Here is an 18,823-nt window from a genome sequence, read left to right on the forward strand (position 1 = left end):
CAAATATTATATAAAAAAGTAACTGCTTGGACCGATGAAACATTAACGCTAGATGATGGAACAGTAATTGAAATAGTTGAAAGTGAACAAGACTGCTGTGCACACGCTGGGGGAACATGGACGAATGTAAAGCTAGACGCAGTTATTACTAACGTGAAAATAGAAGACGAAATTACACGTCCTCAAATTGAGGATTATCCATATGAAGAAAGTGAAAGTCTTGCTACTGTAGTTCTGTATCATAATCAAAATCCGATTGCACAAGGTGAATGTTATGCGGATGCAGGTAATGGTGACTTTTATTACAGTGTTTGCTCATTAAAAATTAAAGACGTTCATTATCCAGTGGTTGAACATTAATGACACAATACCTAATCACAACATTCACAGATTCAACAGGACGCAAACACAACCACGTTACACAGTCGAGAGATAATCAAACATTTACGGTGGTTGAGGCAGAGAGTAAGGAAGAGGCGTTGAAAAAATATGAGGAGGCAGACAATGATTAAACATATTTTAAAATTACTATTCACATTAGCAATGTATGAGCTAGGTAAGTACGTTACTAATGCAGTAATTGAACACTACAGATATAGAGAAGATGAAGTTGATAAACCACCACAAGACTTTAACCAACATGATCATATCCATTTAAACGCTGAGGTGAGTAACTAATGTGGATAATCATATCAATCATACTTGCAGTTATTATATTATTCCTTGTTGGAAATAATGGTATGTTACGTAATGAAAACAACGGTTTGAGATACACTAACGTATACTTATTTACTCGTTTTGTTAAAGATAATGGTGAAGAAGGGATTAGAGAGTTACAAGAGGAAATGGAAAAGGTAGCTAACAAGTTTAATAAAAATTAATAATTTTTTAAAAAGTAGGGTAGCTCAATACCATGATTTGATATAAAATGAAAAACACTATACAAACAATCTGGAGATGTTTTAAATGTTAAAGACTACCATTAAAGTTAAAAATGAAAAAAGAGAGCTAACTAACTTGGAACTACAAAAGATGCAAGATAATGCTTTAGATCATGGTATTGTTAGTAACAGAATAAGGGATAATTGGACTGAAGAAGAAGTGTTTAACGTACCTAAAGGTATGAGCCGTACTCAATATGCTGAGTATAAATCTTTAAAAAATTTAGAAATTGCTAATAAAAATGATAAAAGTAACGACACACGAAATACTCTAAAGAAACCATGGCTATATAAAGTAAGACAATTACATGGGCGTTCAGAGTATGTACAAAGTCAAATGGATAACAATTCTTTTGTCAAACTGAAAAAGGATTGCTATGGAAGAATGCAAAGAGTTTAAAATTAATTATATATATATTTAAGGTAAAGGTACTAATTTACTCTAGTACCTTTATAATTTATACTATTATTAGTACCTGGTACTAAATGTAGGTAACGGAGGTAGTAGATGTATACACGTGACGAAGTAAGAAACATGATAGACAATTATAAGTGGATGCGTAATATTATTGAAGCACAGGTATATGATGCAGATAGTACATCTACTGCACAGTATGGTATAGAAGCAGTAATGCCTAAAGCTAAAGGTGGTACAGGTGATAAGGTATTAGTCAAAGTGTTAGATAGGAATAGAGAGTATCGACGTAACATTAAGATACTACAGAAGATGGAGTTCATAGATAAGTATGAGGACTACATCACAGATGAAAAGAACTATCACATATTACAGATGCTAAAGCTAGGAGTTAAGCATAAGACTATTAAGGACTTAATGGAGATTAATAGTGACTCTAAGTTCTATGCATGTATCAATGAGATAGTCAGTGTGTATATGGATGCACAACGTGGACACTATGATGAGAAGACATCGAAGAGATAGAAGAGATAGAAGACATCGAAGGTTATGTGCATTAGTTATATTAATAACATTATAATATAGTCATACGATAAGAATATAAGAGGCACATCACATAGTGGTGTGTCTTTTGTTATGCACAAGGTGATTATAGTGAGCAAGTTTAGTGAGTATATAGATATAAGGAACAATAACCGTAAGTTCTACATGAGAGCCAAATGGAGAAAGACAAGACAGCAAGTATTGGCACGAGATCATTATGAATGCGTGAGATGTAAAGAAAAAGGTAAGCTAACAATCAATCAACATCAGTCATTAGAAGTTGACCATATTCTTGAATTAGAAACTCATCCAGAACTTGCTTATGAATTAGATAACTTACAAACCTTATGCAAATATCATCATAATAAAAAACATGGTAGATTTGAATTTAATCCAAACAGAAAAGAAATAAAATTTAATGACGAACAATGGTAAAAACATTTATATAATTAAATTATACAATACAAATAAAATTGTAAAATCCCCCCCCCGGTTTCAAGAATCCCATACCTAAAGGATTTGTCGGAAACCGGCGCTTGGGTCAATTATCCGAGTTTAAAGCTTTAATAGATACATTAGGGGATTGACAATTAAAAATATTATCTAATTCAAATAAATATGAAAGGGGGAGGGCAAATGAAAAATGACGAATATTTAAAAGATAAGTTAACACCTAATCAAATTAAAAAGATAAATAACTCAGAAGACTTTCTAATGTCACAAATTGACACCAATAATAATGTTGAAGTCGAAAAAGTAGAACGTTATATCAACTTATTAAAACTTTTCTATGCATTAGATGTATATATTGAACAGTCAGGTCCAATTACAATTGTTAAAAACGCAAGTCAAGAATTTGTTAAGGCTAACCCTGCTATTGCAGAGAAGAATAAAGTCAGTGGCTCATTACTTGCATTGGAAAAATCATTCCAATTAGATAAGAAGGCAGAGCAAAAACGATTAGAAGAAGCTGCGAAAGGACCTGATTTAACATGAAGATACCTAAATACGTTACAGACTATATAGAAAAAGGTAAATTAGGTAAAGCTTTATTTAATAAAGAACGTCATAAGTTAATATCTTTTTTAGAAGATAACATTTTGCAACGTGACGATCTTTACTTTGACACACAACGAATTGAAGACTACATCAAGTTTAGTGAAAAATGGTTTTTCCCACTACAAGATTTTCAAAAATTTATATCATGTTTTGTATTTTTGTATGAAGAAGATACAATGACACCTTACTTCTCTGAGTTCTTTATTTCAATGGCACGTGGTGGAGGTAAAAATGGTTATATTAGCACATTAGGTGCTTTTTTTATGACACCTTTACATGGCATACCTAAATACAATATGTCAGTGGTTGCTAATAGTGAAAAGCAAGCACAGGTTAGCTTTAGAGAAATATATGAAATGATTGAGGGCAATGATTTATATGTAACTGCTGAAAGACCTAATAACCCTTTTTACTTAAGTAAGGTCTATGTAGAAGGGCTATCAACTAAATCGCAATTTCTTTTTGATACTTCTAATGAAAAAACAAAAGACGGTGCACGTGAGGGTTGCATTTTCTTTGATGAGATTCATGGGTATGAGAAAGATTCTGTTATCAATATTAAACGAAGTGGTTTAGGTAAGGTTGCGCATCCTAGAACGTTCTATATCGGTACAGATGGATATGTTCGAGAAGGCTTTTTAGATAGATTGAAAGAACGTGCAGATAATGTATTGAAAGGTATTAGCCCTGAAGATAGATTATTCCCATTCATTTGTAAGATTGATGATAAGGATGAACTTGATCAACCTGAAAAATGGGAAAAAGCGAATCCCATGTTCGAAGAGCCTACAAGTGATTACGGTAAACAACTTTTCAAAGAAGTACATCAACAGTATTTAGGACTTAAGTTTAATCCATCTAATAGACCAGAGTTTATGACAAAGCGTATGAATATGCCTGAAACTGATTCACAAAGTGTTGTAGCACCTTGGGACGACATCATGGCGACTAATCGACCTATACCGCCCTTAGAAAATAATGAATGTATCGGTGGTTTAGACTATGCAAGTTTAAAAGACTTTGCAGCAGTTGGATTATTGTTCCGTTCAGGCGAAGATTACATTTGGAAGACTCACTCATTTGCAAGAAAAGAATTTTTAGATACTTATAAGTTAAAGCCACCTATTAAAGAATGGGAAGAAAGAGGCTTATTAACAATTGTAGATGAGCCAACAATAAGCCCTAAACATATTATTGATTGGTTTAGTGAAGCACAAAGAAACTATGGGCTAAAAAAAGTAATAGCTGATAACTTCAGAATGGATTTATTAAGACCCTTATTTGAAGATGCAGGTATTGAATATGAAGTAATTAAAAATACTAGAGCGATTCAGTCGTTGTTAGCACCACGTGTTGAGGACATGTTTGCACAACGTCATTTAATATTTGGAGATAATCCTCTCATGCGTTGGTATACACAGAATGTTGCCGTTAAGATTCGTAAAGACGGCAACAAAGAGTATGAAAAGAAAAAGCCTATCCGACGTAAAACTGATGGTTTTCAAGCGCTTATACATGCGTTATATAGAGCAGATGAGTTAAAAGATTCTAACTTAGATGATGAGATAGACTTGTTACGTGGTTTAAGGTTCTAAAGAAGGGAGGTCCAAATTAAATGGGATTATTTGATACTGTATTTAAACGGCATTCTGAATTGTCGTGGATGTATGATCTTGAGTTTCTTCAAGATAAAAGTAAAAAAGCTTATTTAAAACAAATTGCTTTAAATACGGTTATTGAAATGGTTGCAAGAACTATATCTCAAAGTGAGTTTCGTGTAATGACAGGTAATAAGCGAGAAAAAGACGACTTGCATTATAAATTAAATGTACAACCGAACAAAAATCAAAATGCAGTCGATTTTTGGCAAAAGTTTATTTACAAATTAATCATAGATAATGAGGTACTTGTCGTAAAAAATGATGACGGGTACTTTTTTGTTGCTGATGATTTTGTAAAAGATGATGATATGGGGCTATACCCTCACAAATTCATAAATGTTATGGTTAACAACTTTGAATTTAAACGTTTCTTTTCAATGGATGATGTTATTTATTTAACTTATAGTAATCAAAAACTTGAGGACTTTTCGATAGGCTTATTTGAGGATTATGGCGAGATATTTGGTCGCATGATTGACTTGCAACTGATGAATAATCAAGTTAGAGGCGTCTTAAACATAGATACCACTCAATTTAAGGCTGAAGATGGAAGAGCAAAACTACAAGGCTATATAGATATGATGTTTGAGGCATTTAAAAACAACTCTATAGCTATAGCACCATTAACAAAAGGCCTAGAATATGAAGAACATTCTAGTAAAGGCGCTTCACAAGGTACTCAAGAGTTTAAAGAGCTAGAAGAATTAAAGCGCACTATACTTACAGATATAGCAAGAATGATAGGCGTACCACCATCGTTAGTCATTGGCGAAATGGCAGACCTAGAAAAACAAATTGATTCATATTTGAAGTTTTGTATTAATCCTTTATTACGAAAAATCGAATCTGAATTAAATTCAAAATTTTTCTATGAACAAGAATATTTAAATGAAGATAAACATATTAAAGTCGTAGGTATCGATAAGCGAGACCCACTACAAATGTCAGAATCTATTGATAAGTTAGTTTCATCTGGTACATTTACTCGAAATCAAGTACGAATCATGACGGGCGAAGACCCTGCCGATGACCCAGAATTAGATAAATTTATCATCACGAAAAACCTTCAAACTGCAGATGCATTTAAAGGAGGTGAGACTAATGCAAGTGGACAAGAGTAAAGGCTTTTTCAATGTTAAAAAAACGTCACCTACATCAGCTAGCATAGATATGTATGGCGAAATTGTAGATGAACGTATGAACGATATTGAAACAAGTGCCACATCGTTTAATCAAGCTTTAAAAGACTTAGGAGATGTAGAGAATATTACTTTAAATATTAATTCTCCAGGTGGTTCAGTATTTAGCGGAATAGCTATTTACAATATGATTAAAAGCCATAAGTCACATATTACGGCAAATGTACAAGGCTTAGCTGCAAGTATAGCGACAGTTATTGCTATGGGAGCAGATAAAGTTGTTATGCCATCTAATAGTATGATGATGATTCATAATGCATGGACTATTGCGATGGGCAATGCAAATGACTTAAGAAAACAAGCCGATGATTTGGATAAAATTAATAGTACAGTATTTAATAGCTATGTTGCTAAAAACCCTGATATTGATCATGCGCTTCTTCAAAAGATGTTAGACGAAGAAACATGGTTAAGCGCCGAAGAATGCAAAAACTTAGGACTTATTGATGAAATTCAGAATGCAACACCTATAGCAGCAAAAATCTCACCGGAAATGGAGGCGCAGTTTAAGAACATGCCAAATAAATTTAAACATTACAACGCGGACAACTTACCGCAAGAACAAGACACACCGCCACAAGAAGAAAAGAAACCTGAAGAAAAAGATATTGATTTAAAAGTTGTAAATGATAAGTTAGATGACATCTTTACTTTGTTAAAAGATGTTGCTAAAAGTGTGGTTAAGGATGATTCAAAACAAGAACATGAAGATAATCCACCTAAGCCACCAGAACAACCACAAAATAAAAAATTCAATCGTTTCACATTTTAACTAGCTTCTCGTGAGTAACGGGAGGCTATTTTTAATGTTCAAAATTAAGGAGGAAATAAAAATATGGCTGATATGAAACAAAATGAGCAAAAGCTCAAAAATTATCATGAGCACAAGCAAAAATTTGCTAACTTAGTGCAAAATGGTGCAAGTGATGAAGAACAATCAAAAGCATTTGGTGCTATGTTTGACGCTTTATCAAATGACTTACAAGAAGAAATCGAGGATAGAGTTAACAACCGTGTTGTTGACAATGGTATTTTAGCGAAACGTTCTCAAGACCCATTAACTTCTGAAGAACGTAAATTCTTTAACGAAATTAATTATGAAGTAGGCTATACAGATGACAAAATCTTACCAGAGACTGTTGTTGAACGTGTGTTTGATGATTTACAAAAAGAACATCCGTTATTATCTAAAATTAATTTCCAAAATGCAGGTATTAAAACTCGTGTAATCAAAGCAGACCCAGCAGGTCAAGCGGTATGGGGTAAAATCTTTGGCGAAATTAAAGGTCAATTAGACGCTGCATTCCGTGAAGAAGATTTCACACAATACAAATTAACTTGCTTTGTAGTATTACCAGATGATTTATCAATCTTTGGTCCTAACTGGATTGAACGTTTCGTACGTACGCAAATTCAAGAAGCTATCTCAGTAGCATTAGAAGCAGCAGTTATCAATGGTGGGGGTGCCTCTAAATTACAACCTGTTGGTTTAATGAAAGATATTAACTCAGATAATGGTGCAGTAACTGATAAACAATCGTTAGGTACTTTAACATTTGCTGATGCAGATACAACTGTATTAGAACTTAAAGATGTATTGAAGAACTTATCAGTAGACGCAAGAGGCAAGAAATTAAAAATTGACGGTAAAGTAACATTAGTTGTAAATCCTCAAGATGAATGGGATATTCAAGCACGTTACACATACTTAACTGCTAATGGTGGTTTTGTCACTGTGTTACCTTATAATGTTTCTGTTGTTGCGTCTGAATTTGTTCCTGAGAAAAAATTAGTCGCTTTTGTAACTGATCGTTACGATGCAGTTCGCGGTGGCGGATTAACAGTTAAGAAATTTAATGAAACTTTAGCTTTAGAAGACGCAGTATTATTCACTGCTAAAACATTTGCGTATGGTCAACCAGCAGATAATAAAGCTTCTGCAGTTTATGATTTAAATATCGCTACTGGACCTAAATCACAAACAGCAGCAGGTGGTACAACTGACGGTAAAACGCCAACTGCATAAGGATTGAGGTGATGTAAATGGAGCGCATCACAGATGATTTGTTAGATGAGTTTAAAGACTATACCAAAATCTCACATGACACAGAAGACGAGTATTTAAAAAATCTTTTGAAGAAGTCATACAGTAATCTTGTGTCGAGATTTGGTGAGTTTAACATCTATGAGAATTTAGAAGGCCAAGACCTAGTCTTTGCAAGATCACGTTATGCATATGAAGATTTGCTTGAGTATTTCAATGATAATTACCAAGATGATTTGATTAACTTTGGTTTGAATAATGTGACTGGAAGTGGTACACATGAGAACACCATTTAAGAAGCCATTCATAACAACTAAAAAGTTAAATACTAGAGTTCATTTTTATGAGTATCAAGCAAATAAAGGTCCAGAGGCAGGCGTTAAACGTAAGAAAATTTTATACAGTTGTTGGGCATACGTCCCACAATGGAAGATGACAGAGTTACAAAATGCTATTGCTAATGGCACAGAGCATGACGTAAAAGTATTTATAAGAGACACTCATGGACAATATATACCATCAGAAAGGCACTATATTAATGTGGAATCGCCTTACATTACGCAAGACTTAAACATTAAATTAGTACAACCCGATGTTGAGAATGAAGATTTCTTAATGATTTTGGGTGGTGTGACAACATCATGAGTATAAAATTTGATGAAAAAGTAGTGATGAAAGAACTTGAGAAAAAGTTCAATAAGACGAGAATGCGAAAGATATACGATGAGGCTTTAATTGCAGCAGGTAAAGTGATACTTGAAGCGGTTAAAGCTAATATTCGTTATTTTAGAGATACAGGTGCTGAGTATGGTGAAGTAAAACTATCTAAACCAATGTGGGAAAATGGTACACGATCCATTCGCTTGTATTGGGAAGGTGAAAAACACAGATATGCTATTGTTCATTTAAACGAAAAAGGTTTTCACAATAAAAGTGGCAAGTTTATTAAGCCGAAAGGTATGGGAGCGATAGATAAGGCTATCAGAAGTGCAAGAAACACTTTTTACAAAGTCATTCAAGAAGAGGTGGAAAAAGCGTTATGATTGATATACTAAATGTTATATATGAAAAGCTAATTAGTAATGACGCTTTGATGCGACTTGTAGATAAAGATAACATTAAGTTTAATGATTACCCTGATGTACAAGACATCATAAAGCCCTATATTGTGTTAGATGACTTTGACGACCCTATACCTGAAACGTATATTGATGGAGACAGATATGCTTATAGCTATATCGTTCAAATCGATGTGTTTGTCAAATACTCTGATAATTACAATGCAAGACTAAGAAGAAACGAAATATCGCAATTGATTAGTGATTTATTATGGAAAGAATTAAAAGCTAGCCAAGTAACAAACTTAGGCAATGAATATAATAAGGACTTTAGCCTGTATCGTTCAACGAGACGATATGAGGCTATTTTTTATAAGGAGGAAAATTAATTATGGTCAAACAAGCAAAAACGCCACGTTCATATATTAATATTAAGGATTTAGGGTTCGCAGTATTAACTACAGATGAAGTAGATAATATGGTTTACGAAAAAGTAACTCAAACAAGAGGTTTACAAGAAGTTTCTGTTGAATCTGGTGGAGAAATCGTTAACGCTTATGCAGACGGCGGTATCATTGAATCAGGTACAACTGATGGTGAAGCTTCAATTAACTTAACTATGCATGCATTCCCACAAGAAATTAGAGAAATTATCTTCAATGAAGTTTACGACGAAAATGGTATCTATGAAGAATTAAAAGGTAAACAAAGTAACTATGTTGCTGTTTGGTTTAAACGTGAACGTCGTGATGGTTCATTCCAACGTGTCGGTTTAACTAAAGTTATGTTCTCTGAACCGAAAATGGAAGGTCAAACTGCAGAAGATAAATGGGAATTCTCTCAAGAAGAAGTTGAAGGTACTGCAATGCATCGTATCGGCGACGACAAACGTAAAATCATTTTTGATTCTAAGTCTAAAGATGATGATGAGTCAGAATTCTTCAAACGTTTATTACTAGGTGCTTATGATTCTAAAACAGAAGTATCAACACCAACTGCATAATTAATGATTTAAGGCGACTGTCAAAGGTCGCCTATTTTTGTATACAAAAATAAAACTCTTGAGGAGTGATTAAATGGCCAAATTTAAAGTTTTATCTGATTGTAAAGATAAAAGAACGGACAGATTATACAAACAAAATGAAGAAGTAGAAGCAACAGTAAAAGAAATTAATGATTTTGAAAAGCGTTTAGAAAAAGCAGGACATGAAACACCATTTTTTGAAAGATTAGATAACAAATAAGGAGAGAAATAAAATGGCTAAATTAAAACGTAACTACATTCAATTAGTAGAAAACCCAAAAGCTGAAGAAATTAAAATGGAGACTTTCTTAACACCACACTTTATTCCAATGGATGTGCTTTATGAAGCAACAGACATCATGGCAGAGTTAGAACGTGTGGAATCAGGAGAAGTTGAAATGAGTTTTAAAGAACAATTAGATAAATTAATCGATGTTGTTGTTAAAATTTACGGTGGTCAATTCACTGCAAAAGACGTAAAAGCTCGATTACATGCACCAGATGCAGTAACTGCTTTACAAAGACAAGTTGAATTCATCGCAAATGGACAACAAGACGAAGAAACAAAAAAGTTTATTCAGAGCATCAGTTAAACCAATTAGATGAAGATGATTTAACTTACTCAAGTATGTTAAATCATTTAGATATTGTTGTCAGAGATTTAGTAAAGGAAGGAAAAGATGTTAATAAAGTGTTAAAGATGCCTTATCACTATGTATTACAAATACTAGATGAACGTAACACTAATAAAGTCACTTCCGATGCTAAAGCAGATGCAATATTTGCAAATTTCTAGCCTTAGCATAATTGCTAGGGCTTTATTTTTTTATCCTATTTTAAGAAAGGGGGACAATGAGTGGCAGATATTAAAGGTTTATCCATATTAATGAATATGAAAGATGTTGGGGTTGAGCGTTCTCTCAAACAAATCAAAGCTCAATTCAAAACATTAAGTAGTGAGATGACAAGATCTAATGCAGATTTTAAAAATACTGAACGTTCAATGAGTAACTTAAATACTAGAACTAAAGAGTTAAGAAAAGGTATTGATGTTACTGAAAACAGTATGAAAGACATTGCCAATCAATTGAAAAAAATGTCTACAGAAGAACAACGTTCAAGTGTAGAAGCGGAAAAGTTAAGATTGGAGTATAGTCGTCAAAATAGAGCCTTAAATATGTATCAAAGACAGTTAAATCAAACAGAAACAGAATTAAATCAGTTCGGTCAATCAACAAAACGAACTGTATTTTCTATGGAGAAGATAGATAATGTTTTGGGTACGATGAGACGTCAATTAAATATTACAAATATGGCTTTTGAACGCGGAGAGAAGTCTACAAAAGGCTACGAAAGCTATTTAAACAGCTTAAATGTCGTAATAGAAAAGCATAAACGTACAATCCAAACGCTTGAAACAAGATATCGTAATGTAGCAAGACAACAAGGTGTGAATAGCCAAGAGGCTTTACAGTTAAGACAAAAGATACTTCAAGAAAAGCAATCCTTAGACACTTTAGAGGTACAATACCGTCAAACTTCAGCTCAAGCACAACGGTTTGCAATGGAACAAAAGTCTGCAACGATGTCTATGACTCAAATTAGACAAAAGATTACACAAGTAGCACAATCTTTACGTATTAGTGCTAATAATTTTAAGTTGTCAGGCCAAACGGCAAGTGCCTATAAAGCGAAAATTGAATCGCTAAATAATGGCATGAAACAACAACAACTCATTGTTCAGAATTTAGCGAAACAATATGATTACGCTAAGCATCAGTATGGTGCAACAAGTAAAGAGGCTCAAGAGCTAGGTGTTCAATTAAGTGAAGAGAGACTTAAACTTAAAAACTTAGGTGTTGAATTAAATAGTACAACTCAAGCTCATAGACGTTTGAAAATGGAACAACAACAAGGTATTTCTTCCATGTCTCAAATTCGTAATAAAATGACAGATTTGAATAACACTTTAACTTTATCTAGAAGTAATTTTTCTAAAGCAGGAGAAAGTGTAAATAGTTATAAAAATCATTTGATTACGTTAAAGAACAACATGACACAACAAAAGACAGTTTTAAGAGAATTAACCGCTCAATACAATTTTGTAGCAAATGCTCAAGGTAAAAACAGTCAAGAGGCACGTGAACTTGCAAGTGCAATTGTCCAACAAAAAGTGAAAATGAATGAACTTGAATCTGAGATACGTCAAACAGGACAAGCTTATAATGAGTTATCGCAAAAGCAACGTAATGCACAGGCTTTAAGTGCAAGTGGTTTTGGTAGATCAATACAAAGTGTCAACAAATATAGAGATTCAATTAACAGTGCAGGAATGGCTATGAGAAATATAGGCTCTAATATGTCAATGTATATTTCTTTACCAGTGGTTGCAGGATTTGGTGCTGCAATTAAAAAAGGCATGGACTTTGAATCTCAAATGGCTAAGGTTGGTGCTATTGCAGGAGCAAGTAAGGGTCAATTAAAAGCAATGACTGATCAAGCTATTGACTTAGGTGCTAAGTCTGTATTTAGTGCGTCTGAAGTTGGTAATGGTATGAAAGAATTATCAGCATTGGGCTTTAACGCTAAACAAACAATGTCTGCGATTCCAGGTGTTATTGATGCAGCAGCAGCAAGTGGTGCAGACATGTCTACTACTGCAACTATTATGGCGTCTACAATGAACTCATTTGGTTTAGAAGCGTCTAAATCGGGTCATATCGCCGATGTATTAGCTATGAGTGCGAATAAATCTGCCGCAGATGTAAGCTACATGGGAGAAGCATTGAAATATGCAGGAACTCCTGCTCATTCATTAGGTATGAGTCTTGAAGATACATCTAGTGCTATTATGGCAATGAGCAATGCAGGTTTAAAAGGTGAGCAAGCAGGTACAACATTACGAGCTTCATTAATTCGATTAGCTAAACCTACCAAAGCGTCACAAAAAGCAATGGACGAACTAGGTATTTCCCTTACAGATTCTAAAGGTAAGTTTGTTGGTATGCCTGCTTTAGTAGGACAATTCCAAAAAGGATTGCAAGGTATGACGAAAGAACAAAAACTTGCAGCAGTGTCTCAAATTGTTGGTACTGAATCGGCTAGTGGTTTCTTAGCAATGATTGATGCAGGTCCTGATAAAATAGGAAAGTATAGTAAATCACTTAAGAATTCAGACGGTGCAAGTAAAGAAGCAGCAGACAAGATGAACAATACACTTAAAGGTGCCGTTGAACAACTTGGTGGTGCGTTTGAATCATTAGCAATTAAGATCACTCAAAGTAATGGCGGACCTTTAACAGGTTTGATACATGTATTGACTGGTATAATTGGTGCCATTACTAAATTACCTGGACCTGTGATACAAGTTATCACAGTTTTTGCGGGATTGGTTGCAGCAATAGGACCGTTGCTTATAATGACTGGTGCGGTTGCTAATGGAATTACAGGAATAGCAGGAGCTATGACATTACTGAATGAACTAGGTGCAGGCGAAGGTATCATGGCAGGCTTCAGAAATGGCATATCTAAAGCTTTAGGACCAATAAGAACAATGATTGGTTTATTAAGAGCTCAAGCAGTTGCTGCATGGGCGTCATTAGGACCTTATGCATTAATTGCAGGGGCTATTGCAGCCGTTGGAGCGGCGTTTTATGTAGCTTACAAGAAATCTGAGACCTTTAGAAACATAGTTAACGCTGTCATCACACCTGTAAAGAATGGCTTTATCGCTTTATGGAATGTCATTAAACAGTTCGGTAGTGCTATTAAATCAGTCTTTAGTGGCGACACTGCAGGTGGCTTTAACATTCTTAAAAAAATACTACCTGAAGAAGCGGCAAGACAATTTACGTCTACTCTCGTGATGTTGCGAGGTGCGTACACACAATTTATTTCATTTGTTCGTTCTACTGCAGTAGCTATTGGTTCGTTCTTCAGAGCTTTTTGGCAAGAGAATGGTTCGACAATTATAAATGCATTTAACGCAGTTAAAAGTGCAGTAGGTTTAGTATTGAGCACATTATTCAATGTGGTTATCAAACCTATACTTAATGGTATTAGAAGCGCGTTCAGTATTGTGTTCGGTGGCATCAAAGCCATTGTTATCAATGTGTTTACTGGTATTAGAATGATTGTACAAGGTAGCTTAACTGCTATTAGTGGTGTCATTAAACTGTTCAAAGGTATTTTCACTGGCGATTTTGGTTTAATGTGGCAAGGTATTAAACAAATATTCAGTGGCGCATTAATGGCAATTGGTGGATTAGTTCGAATGACATTTGGCAATCTACTTATATTCTTAAGAACAATAGGTCTGTTATTCATCAACGCAGTACGCACTGTTTGGAATGTAATTAAAAATGTAATTATTAGTTCAGTTCGAATTTCTGTTAACGTAGCTAAAGCACTCATGGGTGGATTGCGCAACTCATTTGTAGCTATATGGAATGGTATTAAAACTGTCAGTATAGTAATTTGGAACGGAATCAAAAATGCAATAGTTGGTATAATACGATTAATGATTGCTATTGGTAAGCGTGTAATAGGTGGATTAAGATCTTTTATCGTTAGTGCTTGGAATTTCATTAAAGCAGTTTCTATTCGCGTTTGGAATGCAATTAAAAACGGTGTTGTTGGAGCTATACGAGGTTTATCTAACGGAGTACGTAAAATTATTACCACTTTACGCGGTTGGATTGTTTCGGTTTGGAACTACATCAAAAACAAAGTCATTGCTTTAGCCAAAGCTTTAAGTACTGGTGTAAAACGTGCGTTTAATAATCTTTGGGGAACAATTAAAAAGATATTTGGTGCTATCCGTAATTTTACAATCAAAGTATGGACTTATATTAAGAATAAGGTTATTGCTTTAGCAAAAGGCCTTTATAATGGTGTAAAACGTGCTTTTACTGGTACATGGAACTTTGTAAAGCGTGTATTTAATAATATAAAAAACTTTTCTGTTAAAGTATGGGGTTATATAAAAAATAAAGTTGTTAATTTTGCAAAAGGTTTATTTAACGGTGTAAAAAGATACTATAATAATTTATGGAACAATACTAAAACGGTATTTGGTAAATTACGTGGTTGGCTTACTAAAACTTGGAAAAATATCAAAAATTCTGTAATAAATTACGCTAAAAACCTTTGGAGTGGCGTTAAAAATACATGGAACCGTTTAAAAAGCGGTACAAGTAGCATATTCGGTAGAGTAAAAAGTGATACCATTTCTAAATGGAAAGGTATAAAAAATTCTGTAACTGGTCTTGCAAAAAGTTTATGGAGCAGTGTTAGAAATACATTTAGAAATATGGCCAGTGGATTAAAAACATTGATTGGTAGAATCAAAGGTCATATTGGTGGCATGGTTAGTGGAGTTAAAGGCGGATTAAACAAATTAATCAAAGGTGTTAACTGGGTAGCCGGTAAATTAAGTATGGATAAATTGCCATACATTAAATTACACACTGGTACTGAATCTACTCATACTCAAAATGTTGTAACTAATGGAAAAATTAATCGTGATACATTTGCTACAGTTGGAGATAAAGGTCGAGGAAATGGTCCAGGTGGTTTCAGACATGAAATGATTCGTTACCCTAATGGAAAAACTGCTATCACACCTAATAGAGATACAACAGCTTTCTTACCTAAAGGATCATCAGTTTTAAATGGTGCTCAAACACATAGTATTTTAAATAGTAATCCTCAATTTTCTAAAGGATCATTACCTAGATTTGCACGTGGTACTGGTTTTAATTTGCTTGGTGGAGGTAAGAAACCTAAAAAACATAAACACGGCGATAGTGTTGTCGGCGATGTTATAGGAAATGCTAAAAAAACTGCAGGAAACGTTGGTAAACAAGCCAGTGCGATCACAGGTAAGGTTGTTAAAAGCGGGAAAGCTATTGTAGATAAAACACTAGAAACTGCAGGTAAAGGTAAAGATTGGCTTAAAAAATCTGTTGGTGATGTGTTGGACTACATTGAACATCCAGGGAAATTACTTAATAAAGTCCTTCAAGGTTTTGGTATTAGTAAGGATAGTTTCGGTATAAGTAAGGCCGCCGAACTACCATACAATATGATGACTGGTATGTTTAAAAAACTTAAAGAAGCTGCTACTAAAAAAATTGGAGAATGGCTAGAAGATAGTGGTGGGGGCGACGGTGGTTACATTGACTTATCCAAAGGTATCAACTTTGGATTTGCAAGAACTGCTGCTGAAGCTGCAAGAGCAGGTTATCCATTCCCTCGACCGCATCACGGTTTAGATATTAACTATAAACACGACAAAGTTTATTCGACGATGTCAGGTACTGCTCGAGCCTTCAAAGGTTGGAGTGGTGGTTTTGGTAATCATATGGAAGTAACCAATGGTAATGTTAAGTCTATCTATGGTCACTTGCACAAACTAGCATTTACAGGTAGTAAAAAAGTACATCCAGGAACATTCTTAGGTATTTCTGGTGGTGACCCTGGTGAAGACGGACAAGGTGCAGGTAGCTCTACTGGACTTCATTTACACTATGAAATGCAATGGGGTGGAGTAGCAAAAGACCCTACAAGTTGGTTGAAAAAACATAATGGGGGCGGCGGTGGAGGTCAAAATAAGGCTGCTTCCAAATGGAGAGGTGATATTCGACGTGCCGCTAAACGCATGAAAGTAAACCTTTCAGGAAGAGAATTGAATGGTATCATCGCTCAAATTCAACGTGAGTCAAACGGTAATGCAGGGGTTACACAAGGTAACATCGGAGATATAAACAACTTGCGTGGTACGCCTGCACAAGGGTTACTTCAGTATGTGCCTAGTACATTCAGAAGTTATGCAGTAAGAGGTCATAAAAATATCAAAAATGGTTACGATCAATTATTAGCATTCTTCAATAACTCAAATTGGCGTAGAGATTTACCTTACGGACGTTCAGGTTGGGGTCCTAGTGGACATCGTAGATTTGCTACAGGCGGATTAATCAAAAATGCAGGTTGGTATAACATCGCAGAAGGTGGCTATCCTGAATGGATAATTCCAACAGACCCATCACGACGTGGAGACGCAATGAAGATGTTGGCTTTAGCCGCTCAAGATATTCAAAGAGGTCGTTCTAACACAAGTAGTAATAAACGTCCTAACCAACTACCTAATATTAATAGTAGTAGTGATGATAGCTCTATACTTATGCAAATGGTTGCACAACAGCAAGAACAAATAGCATTACTTACACAGTTAGTTACTAGCAATCAAACTATTGCAGATAAGGATTTTGAGCCTACGATTGACCAGTTTACTCATGAACAACAAGTATTCAGCTCTATTGATAAATACAATAGACAGAAACAAAGAAAATCAAGATTTAAACCAGGGGAGGTTAGATAATGCTTGATACAATCAAAGTAAATAACAAAAAACTTCCATGGTTAATAGTTGAAAGAGGGTTTAAGATACCCTCTTTTAATTTTGCATTAGAAACCGAAGAAGTTGCAGGTCGTCCAGGAAGTATTGTTAAGAATAGAAACTTAAAAGAAATTAAATTTGATTTGCCTTTAATCGTTCATAATGACTATTTATCTCATGGTGGGGTTAAAACACATGATGATGTGTTAAATGAATTAGTTCGATTTTTTAATTATGAAGAATCAGTTCCACTGCAATTTACTTCACAAGATTGGTACTGGAATGCATATTTTGAAGGCCCTATAGAATTAAAAAAAGACAAATATGGATTTTATTCTTTTACCATTTCTGTTGTCTTAGCAGACCCATACAAATATGCAGTAGAAGGTACGAAAAATACTGCTATATCAGACCAAGTCAGTGTGGTTAGTACAGGCACTGCAGATAGCCCAGTTATCGTGCAAGCAACTGCATTACAAAATGCAAGTTACTATATGATCACTAAAAATGATGAAGATTACTTCATGATTGGTGATGATGACTTGGATAAACCAGTCGAAGATTACACGCCAACGCTTTGGGATAATGAAATGCGTAATTTTAAAGGTTGGACAAAACAAACAGCAGGTACAAATATAGATGGATATACAGGAGGCACAACGGGTGGAGGTATGGAGCTTGCAAGTTCTAAAGATTCATTTGTATTGAAACAAGATACAATCACTGCCACATCAGGTTGGAACGGTGCAGAATATAAACACAGTTTCGGTAAATCGGCACAAGATTTTGTTTCTACCATTAAATTGCATGTGAATCAAAAGAAAAAAGGTTCAACACATTGTGCGCAGTATTTATACGATACAGATAATCGCTTAATCGCAAGCATTGGCTATCGGAATACTCGTTCTAGTCAAGCAATTGGTAGCATTGTAATTACATTATTCGACCAATTAGGACAACAAAAGAAGATTTATGAATATGGTAATTTACCTATGTTCTATAAGTGGGATGATTTAGTATTGTATATCCGTTTAGAACGTTCAGGTACAACATTTAAAATTAAAACTTGGAAATATAAAGAAGTTGAGTATCCTAAACGTGTCATTCCGGTTGATGTGCATGAGAAACAATGGGAAGACAGTGGCAAGTTCTACCAACGTCCTATTGCAGCAGTTAGTGTATATACTGCAAAGAATGGTACGAACTACCACATGCCAACTTACATTTTAGGTAGCTACACTCATGAAAAGTTACCTAAACCACCTAAAGCACGTGACATGATTATTAAAAAAGGCGATGTGATAAACATCAATATGCAAGACAAAACAGTAACAATTAATGAAGATCCGTCACTTGATTTAAAAACGTTTGGTAGTGATTTCTTTAATATCAATAGTGGTTATAATGAATGTATTATTTATCCAGAAAAAACTTTTGACACTACTGTTTATTGGCAAGATAGATACTTATAAGGAGGTGA

Annotated in this window: 22 protein-coding genes; all 22 read left to right on the forward strand. The window is 34.5% G+C overall.

Features of this window, described 5'->3' with window-relative positions; all coding sequences use genetic code 11:
- Positions 1-3: 3 nt before the first annotated feature.
- The 22 genes from GVY01_RS12775 (at position 4) to GVY01_RS01820 (ending at position 18,815) form a co-directional block, all read left to right on the forward strand.
- Positions 4-360, forward strand: a complete 357-nt coding sequence (locus tag GVY01_RS12775; protein ID WP_422066964.1) for a DUF7448 domain-containing protein — start codon at positions 4-6, stop codon at positions 358-360.
- Complete coding sequence (locus GVY01_RS01730) at positions 360-512, forward strand: DUF1381 domain-containing protein (protein ID WP_017636906.1); 153 nt, start codon at positions 360-362, stop codon at positions 510-512. Before GVY01_RS12775 ends, GVY01_RS01730 begins: the two co-directional genes overlap by 1 nt.
- On the forward strand, positions 505-678 hold the full coding sequence (rinB, locus tag GVY01_RS01735) for a transcriptional activator RinB (protein WP_017636905.1): 174 nt from the start codon (positions 505-507) through the stop codon (positions 676-678). The genes GVY01_RS01730 and rinB overlap by 8 nt, the downstream gene beginning before the upstream one ends.
- Positions 678-881, forward strand: coding sequence for a DUF1514 family protein (locus GVY01_RS01740; RefSeq protein ID WP_017636904.1), 204 nt, complete (start codon positions 678-680; stop codon positions 879-881). Before rinB ends, GVY01_RS01740 begins: the two co-directional genes overlap by 1 nt.
- 85 nt (positions 882-966) lie before the next feature.
- The gene (locus GVY01_RS01745; protein WP_017636903.1) at positions 967-1,341 is read left to right on the forward strand and encodes an SA1788 family PVL leukocidin-associated protein; all 375 of its coding nucleotides are present in this window, start codon (positions 967-969) and stop codon (positions 1,339-1,341) included.
- A 108-nt stretch (positions 1,342-1,449) separates the two neighbouring features.
- Positions 1,450-1,881 carry a hypothetical protein gene (locus GVY01_RS01750; protein ID WP_017636902.1) on the forward strand — a complete coding sequence of 144 codons (432 nt, stop codon included), beginning with the start codon at positions 1,450-1,452 and terminating at the stop codon, positions 1,879-1,881.
- Positions 1,882-2,064: 183 nt separating this feature from the next.
- Positions 2,065-2,334, forward strand: a complete 270-nt coding sequence (locus GVY01_RS01755) for an HNH endonuclease (protein ID WP_225307056.1) — start codon at positions 2,065-2,067, stop codon at positions 2,332-2,334.
- Positions 2,335-2,535: 201 nt separating this feature from the next.
- The gene (locus tag GVY01_RS01760) at positions 2,536-2,895 is read left to right on the forward strand and encodes a hypothetical protein (protein WP_017636900.1); all 360 of its coding nucleotides are present in this window, start codon (positions 2,536-2,538) and stop codon (positions 2,893-2,895) included.
- Positions 2,892-4,553, forward strand: a complete 1,662-nt coding sequence (locus tag GVY01_RS01765) for a terminase TerL endonuclease subunit (RefSeq protein ID WP_159333617.1) — start codon at positions 2,892-2,894, stop codon at positions 4,551-4,553. Before GVY01_RS01760 ends, GVY01_RS01765 begins: the two co-directional genes overlap by 4 nt.
- Before the next feature lie 20 nt (positions 4,554-4,573).
- The gene (locus GVY01_RS01770; protein WP_070452448.1) at positions 4,574-5,740 is read left to right on the forward strand and encodes a phage portal protein; all 1,167 of its coding nucleotides are present in this window, start codon (positions 4,574-4,576) and stop codon (positions 5,738-5,740) included.
- Positions 5,721-6,590, forward strand: a complete 870-nt coding sequence (locus GVY01_RS01775; RefSeq protein WP_017636898.1) for a head maturation protease, ClpP-related — start codon at positions 5,721-5,723, stop codon at positions 6,588-6,590. Before GVY01_RS01770 ends, GVY01_RS01775 begins: the two co-directional genes overlap by 20 nt.
- Positions 6,591-6,653: 63 nt before the next feature.
- Entirely contained in the window at positions 6,654-7,844 is a 1,191-nt protein-coding gene (locus tag GVY01_RS01780; protein WP_017636897.1) for a phage major capsid protein, read from the forward strand.
- 17 nt (positions 7,845-7,861) lie between these two features.
- A complete protein-coding gene (locus GVY01_RS01785; protein WP_017636896.1) occupies positions 7,862-8,158 on the forward strand; it encodes a hypothetical protein in 297 nt (98 codons plus the stop codon).
- Complete coding sequence (locus GVY01_RS01790; RefSeq protein WP_017636895.1) at positions 8,142-8,507, forward strand: hypothetical protein; 366 nt, start codon at positions 8,142-8,144, stop codon at positions 8,505-8,507. The genes GVY01_RS01785 and GVY01_RS01790 overlap by 17 nt, the downstream gene beginning before the upstream one ends.
- Positions 8,504-8,905, forward strand: coding sequence for a hypothetical protein (locus tag GVY01_RS01795; RefSeq protein WP_017636894.1), 402 nt, complete (start codon positions 8,504-8,506; stop codon positions 8,903-8,905). The genes GVY01_RS01790 and GVY01_RS01795 overlap by 4 nt, the downstream gene beginning before the upstream one ends.
- Positions 8,902-9,309, forward strand: coding sequence for a hypothetical protein (locus GVY01_RS01800; RefSeq protein WP_017636893.1), 408 nt, complete (start codon positions 8,902-8,904; stop codon positions 9,307-9,309). The genes GVY01_RS01795 and GVY01_RS01800 overlap by 4 nt, the downstream gene beginning before the upstream one ends.
- A complete protein-coding gene (locus GVY01_RS01805; protein ID WP_051009442.1) occupies positions 9,309-9,923 on the forward strand; it encodes a major tail protein in 615 nt (204 codons plus the stop codon). Before GVY01_RS01800 ends, GVY01_RS01805 begins: the two co-directional genes overlap by 1 nt.
- 73 nt (positions 9,924-9,996) lie before the next feature.
- Positions 9,997-10,164, forward strand: a complete 168-nt coding sequence (locus tag GVY01_RS12500) for a hypothetical protein (RefSeq protein ID WP_017636891.1) — start codon at positions 9,997-9,999, stop codon at positions 10,162-10,164.
- A gap of 13 nt (positions 10,165-10,177) precedes the next feature.
- Positions 10,178-10,537, forward strand: a complete 360-nt coding sequence (gene gpG / locus GVY01_RS01810; RefSeq protein ID WP_017636890.1) for a phage tail assembly chaperone G — start codon at positions 10,178-10,180, stop codon at positions 10,535-10,537.
- A gap of 35 nt (positions 10,538-10,572) precedes the next feature.
- Positions 10,573-10,740 (forward strand): phage tail assembly chaperone GT, encoded by a 168-nt coding sequence (gene gpGT, locus GVY01_RS12505; RefSeq protein WP_017636889.1) that lies wholly within the window; start codon positions 10,573-10,575, stop codon positions 10,738-10,740.
- A gap of 90 nt (positions 10,741-10,830) precedes the next feature.
- The gene (locus tag GVY01_RS01815) at positions 10,831-17,325 is read left to right on the forward strand and encodes a phage tail tape measure protein (RefSeq protein ID WP_443028794.1); all 6,495 of its coding nucleotides are present in this window, start codon (positions 10,831-10,833) and stop codon (positions 17,323-17,325) included.
- On the forward strand, positions 17,325-18,815 hold the full coding sequence (locus GVY01_RS01820; protein WP_017636887.1) for a phage distal tail protein: 1,491 nt from the start codon (positions 17,325-17,327) through the stop codon (positions 18,813-18,815). Before GVY01_RS01815 ends, GVY01_RS01820 begins: the two co-directional genes overlap by 1 nt.
- Positions 18,816-18,823: the final 8 nt, after the last annotated feature.

Origin of the sequence: Staphylococcus sp. 8AQ, from assembly GCF_902506595.1 — a bacterium.
Taxonomy (GTDB): Bacteria; Bacillota; Bacilli; order Staphylococcales; family Staphylococcaceae; genus Staphylococcus; species Staphylococcus pasteuri.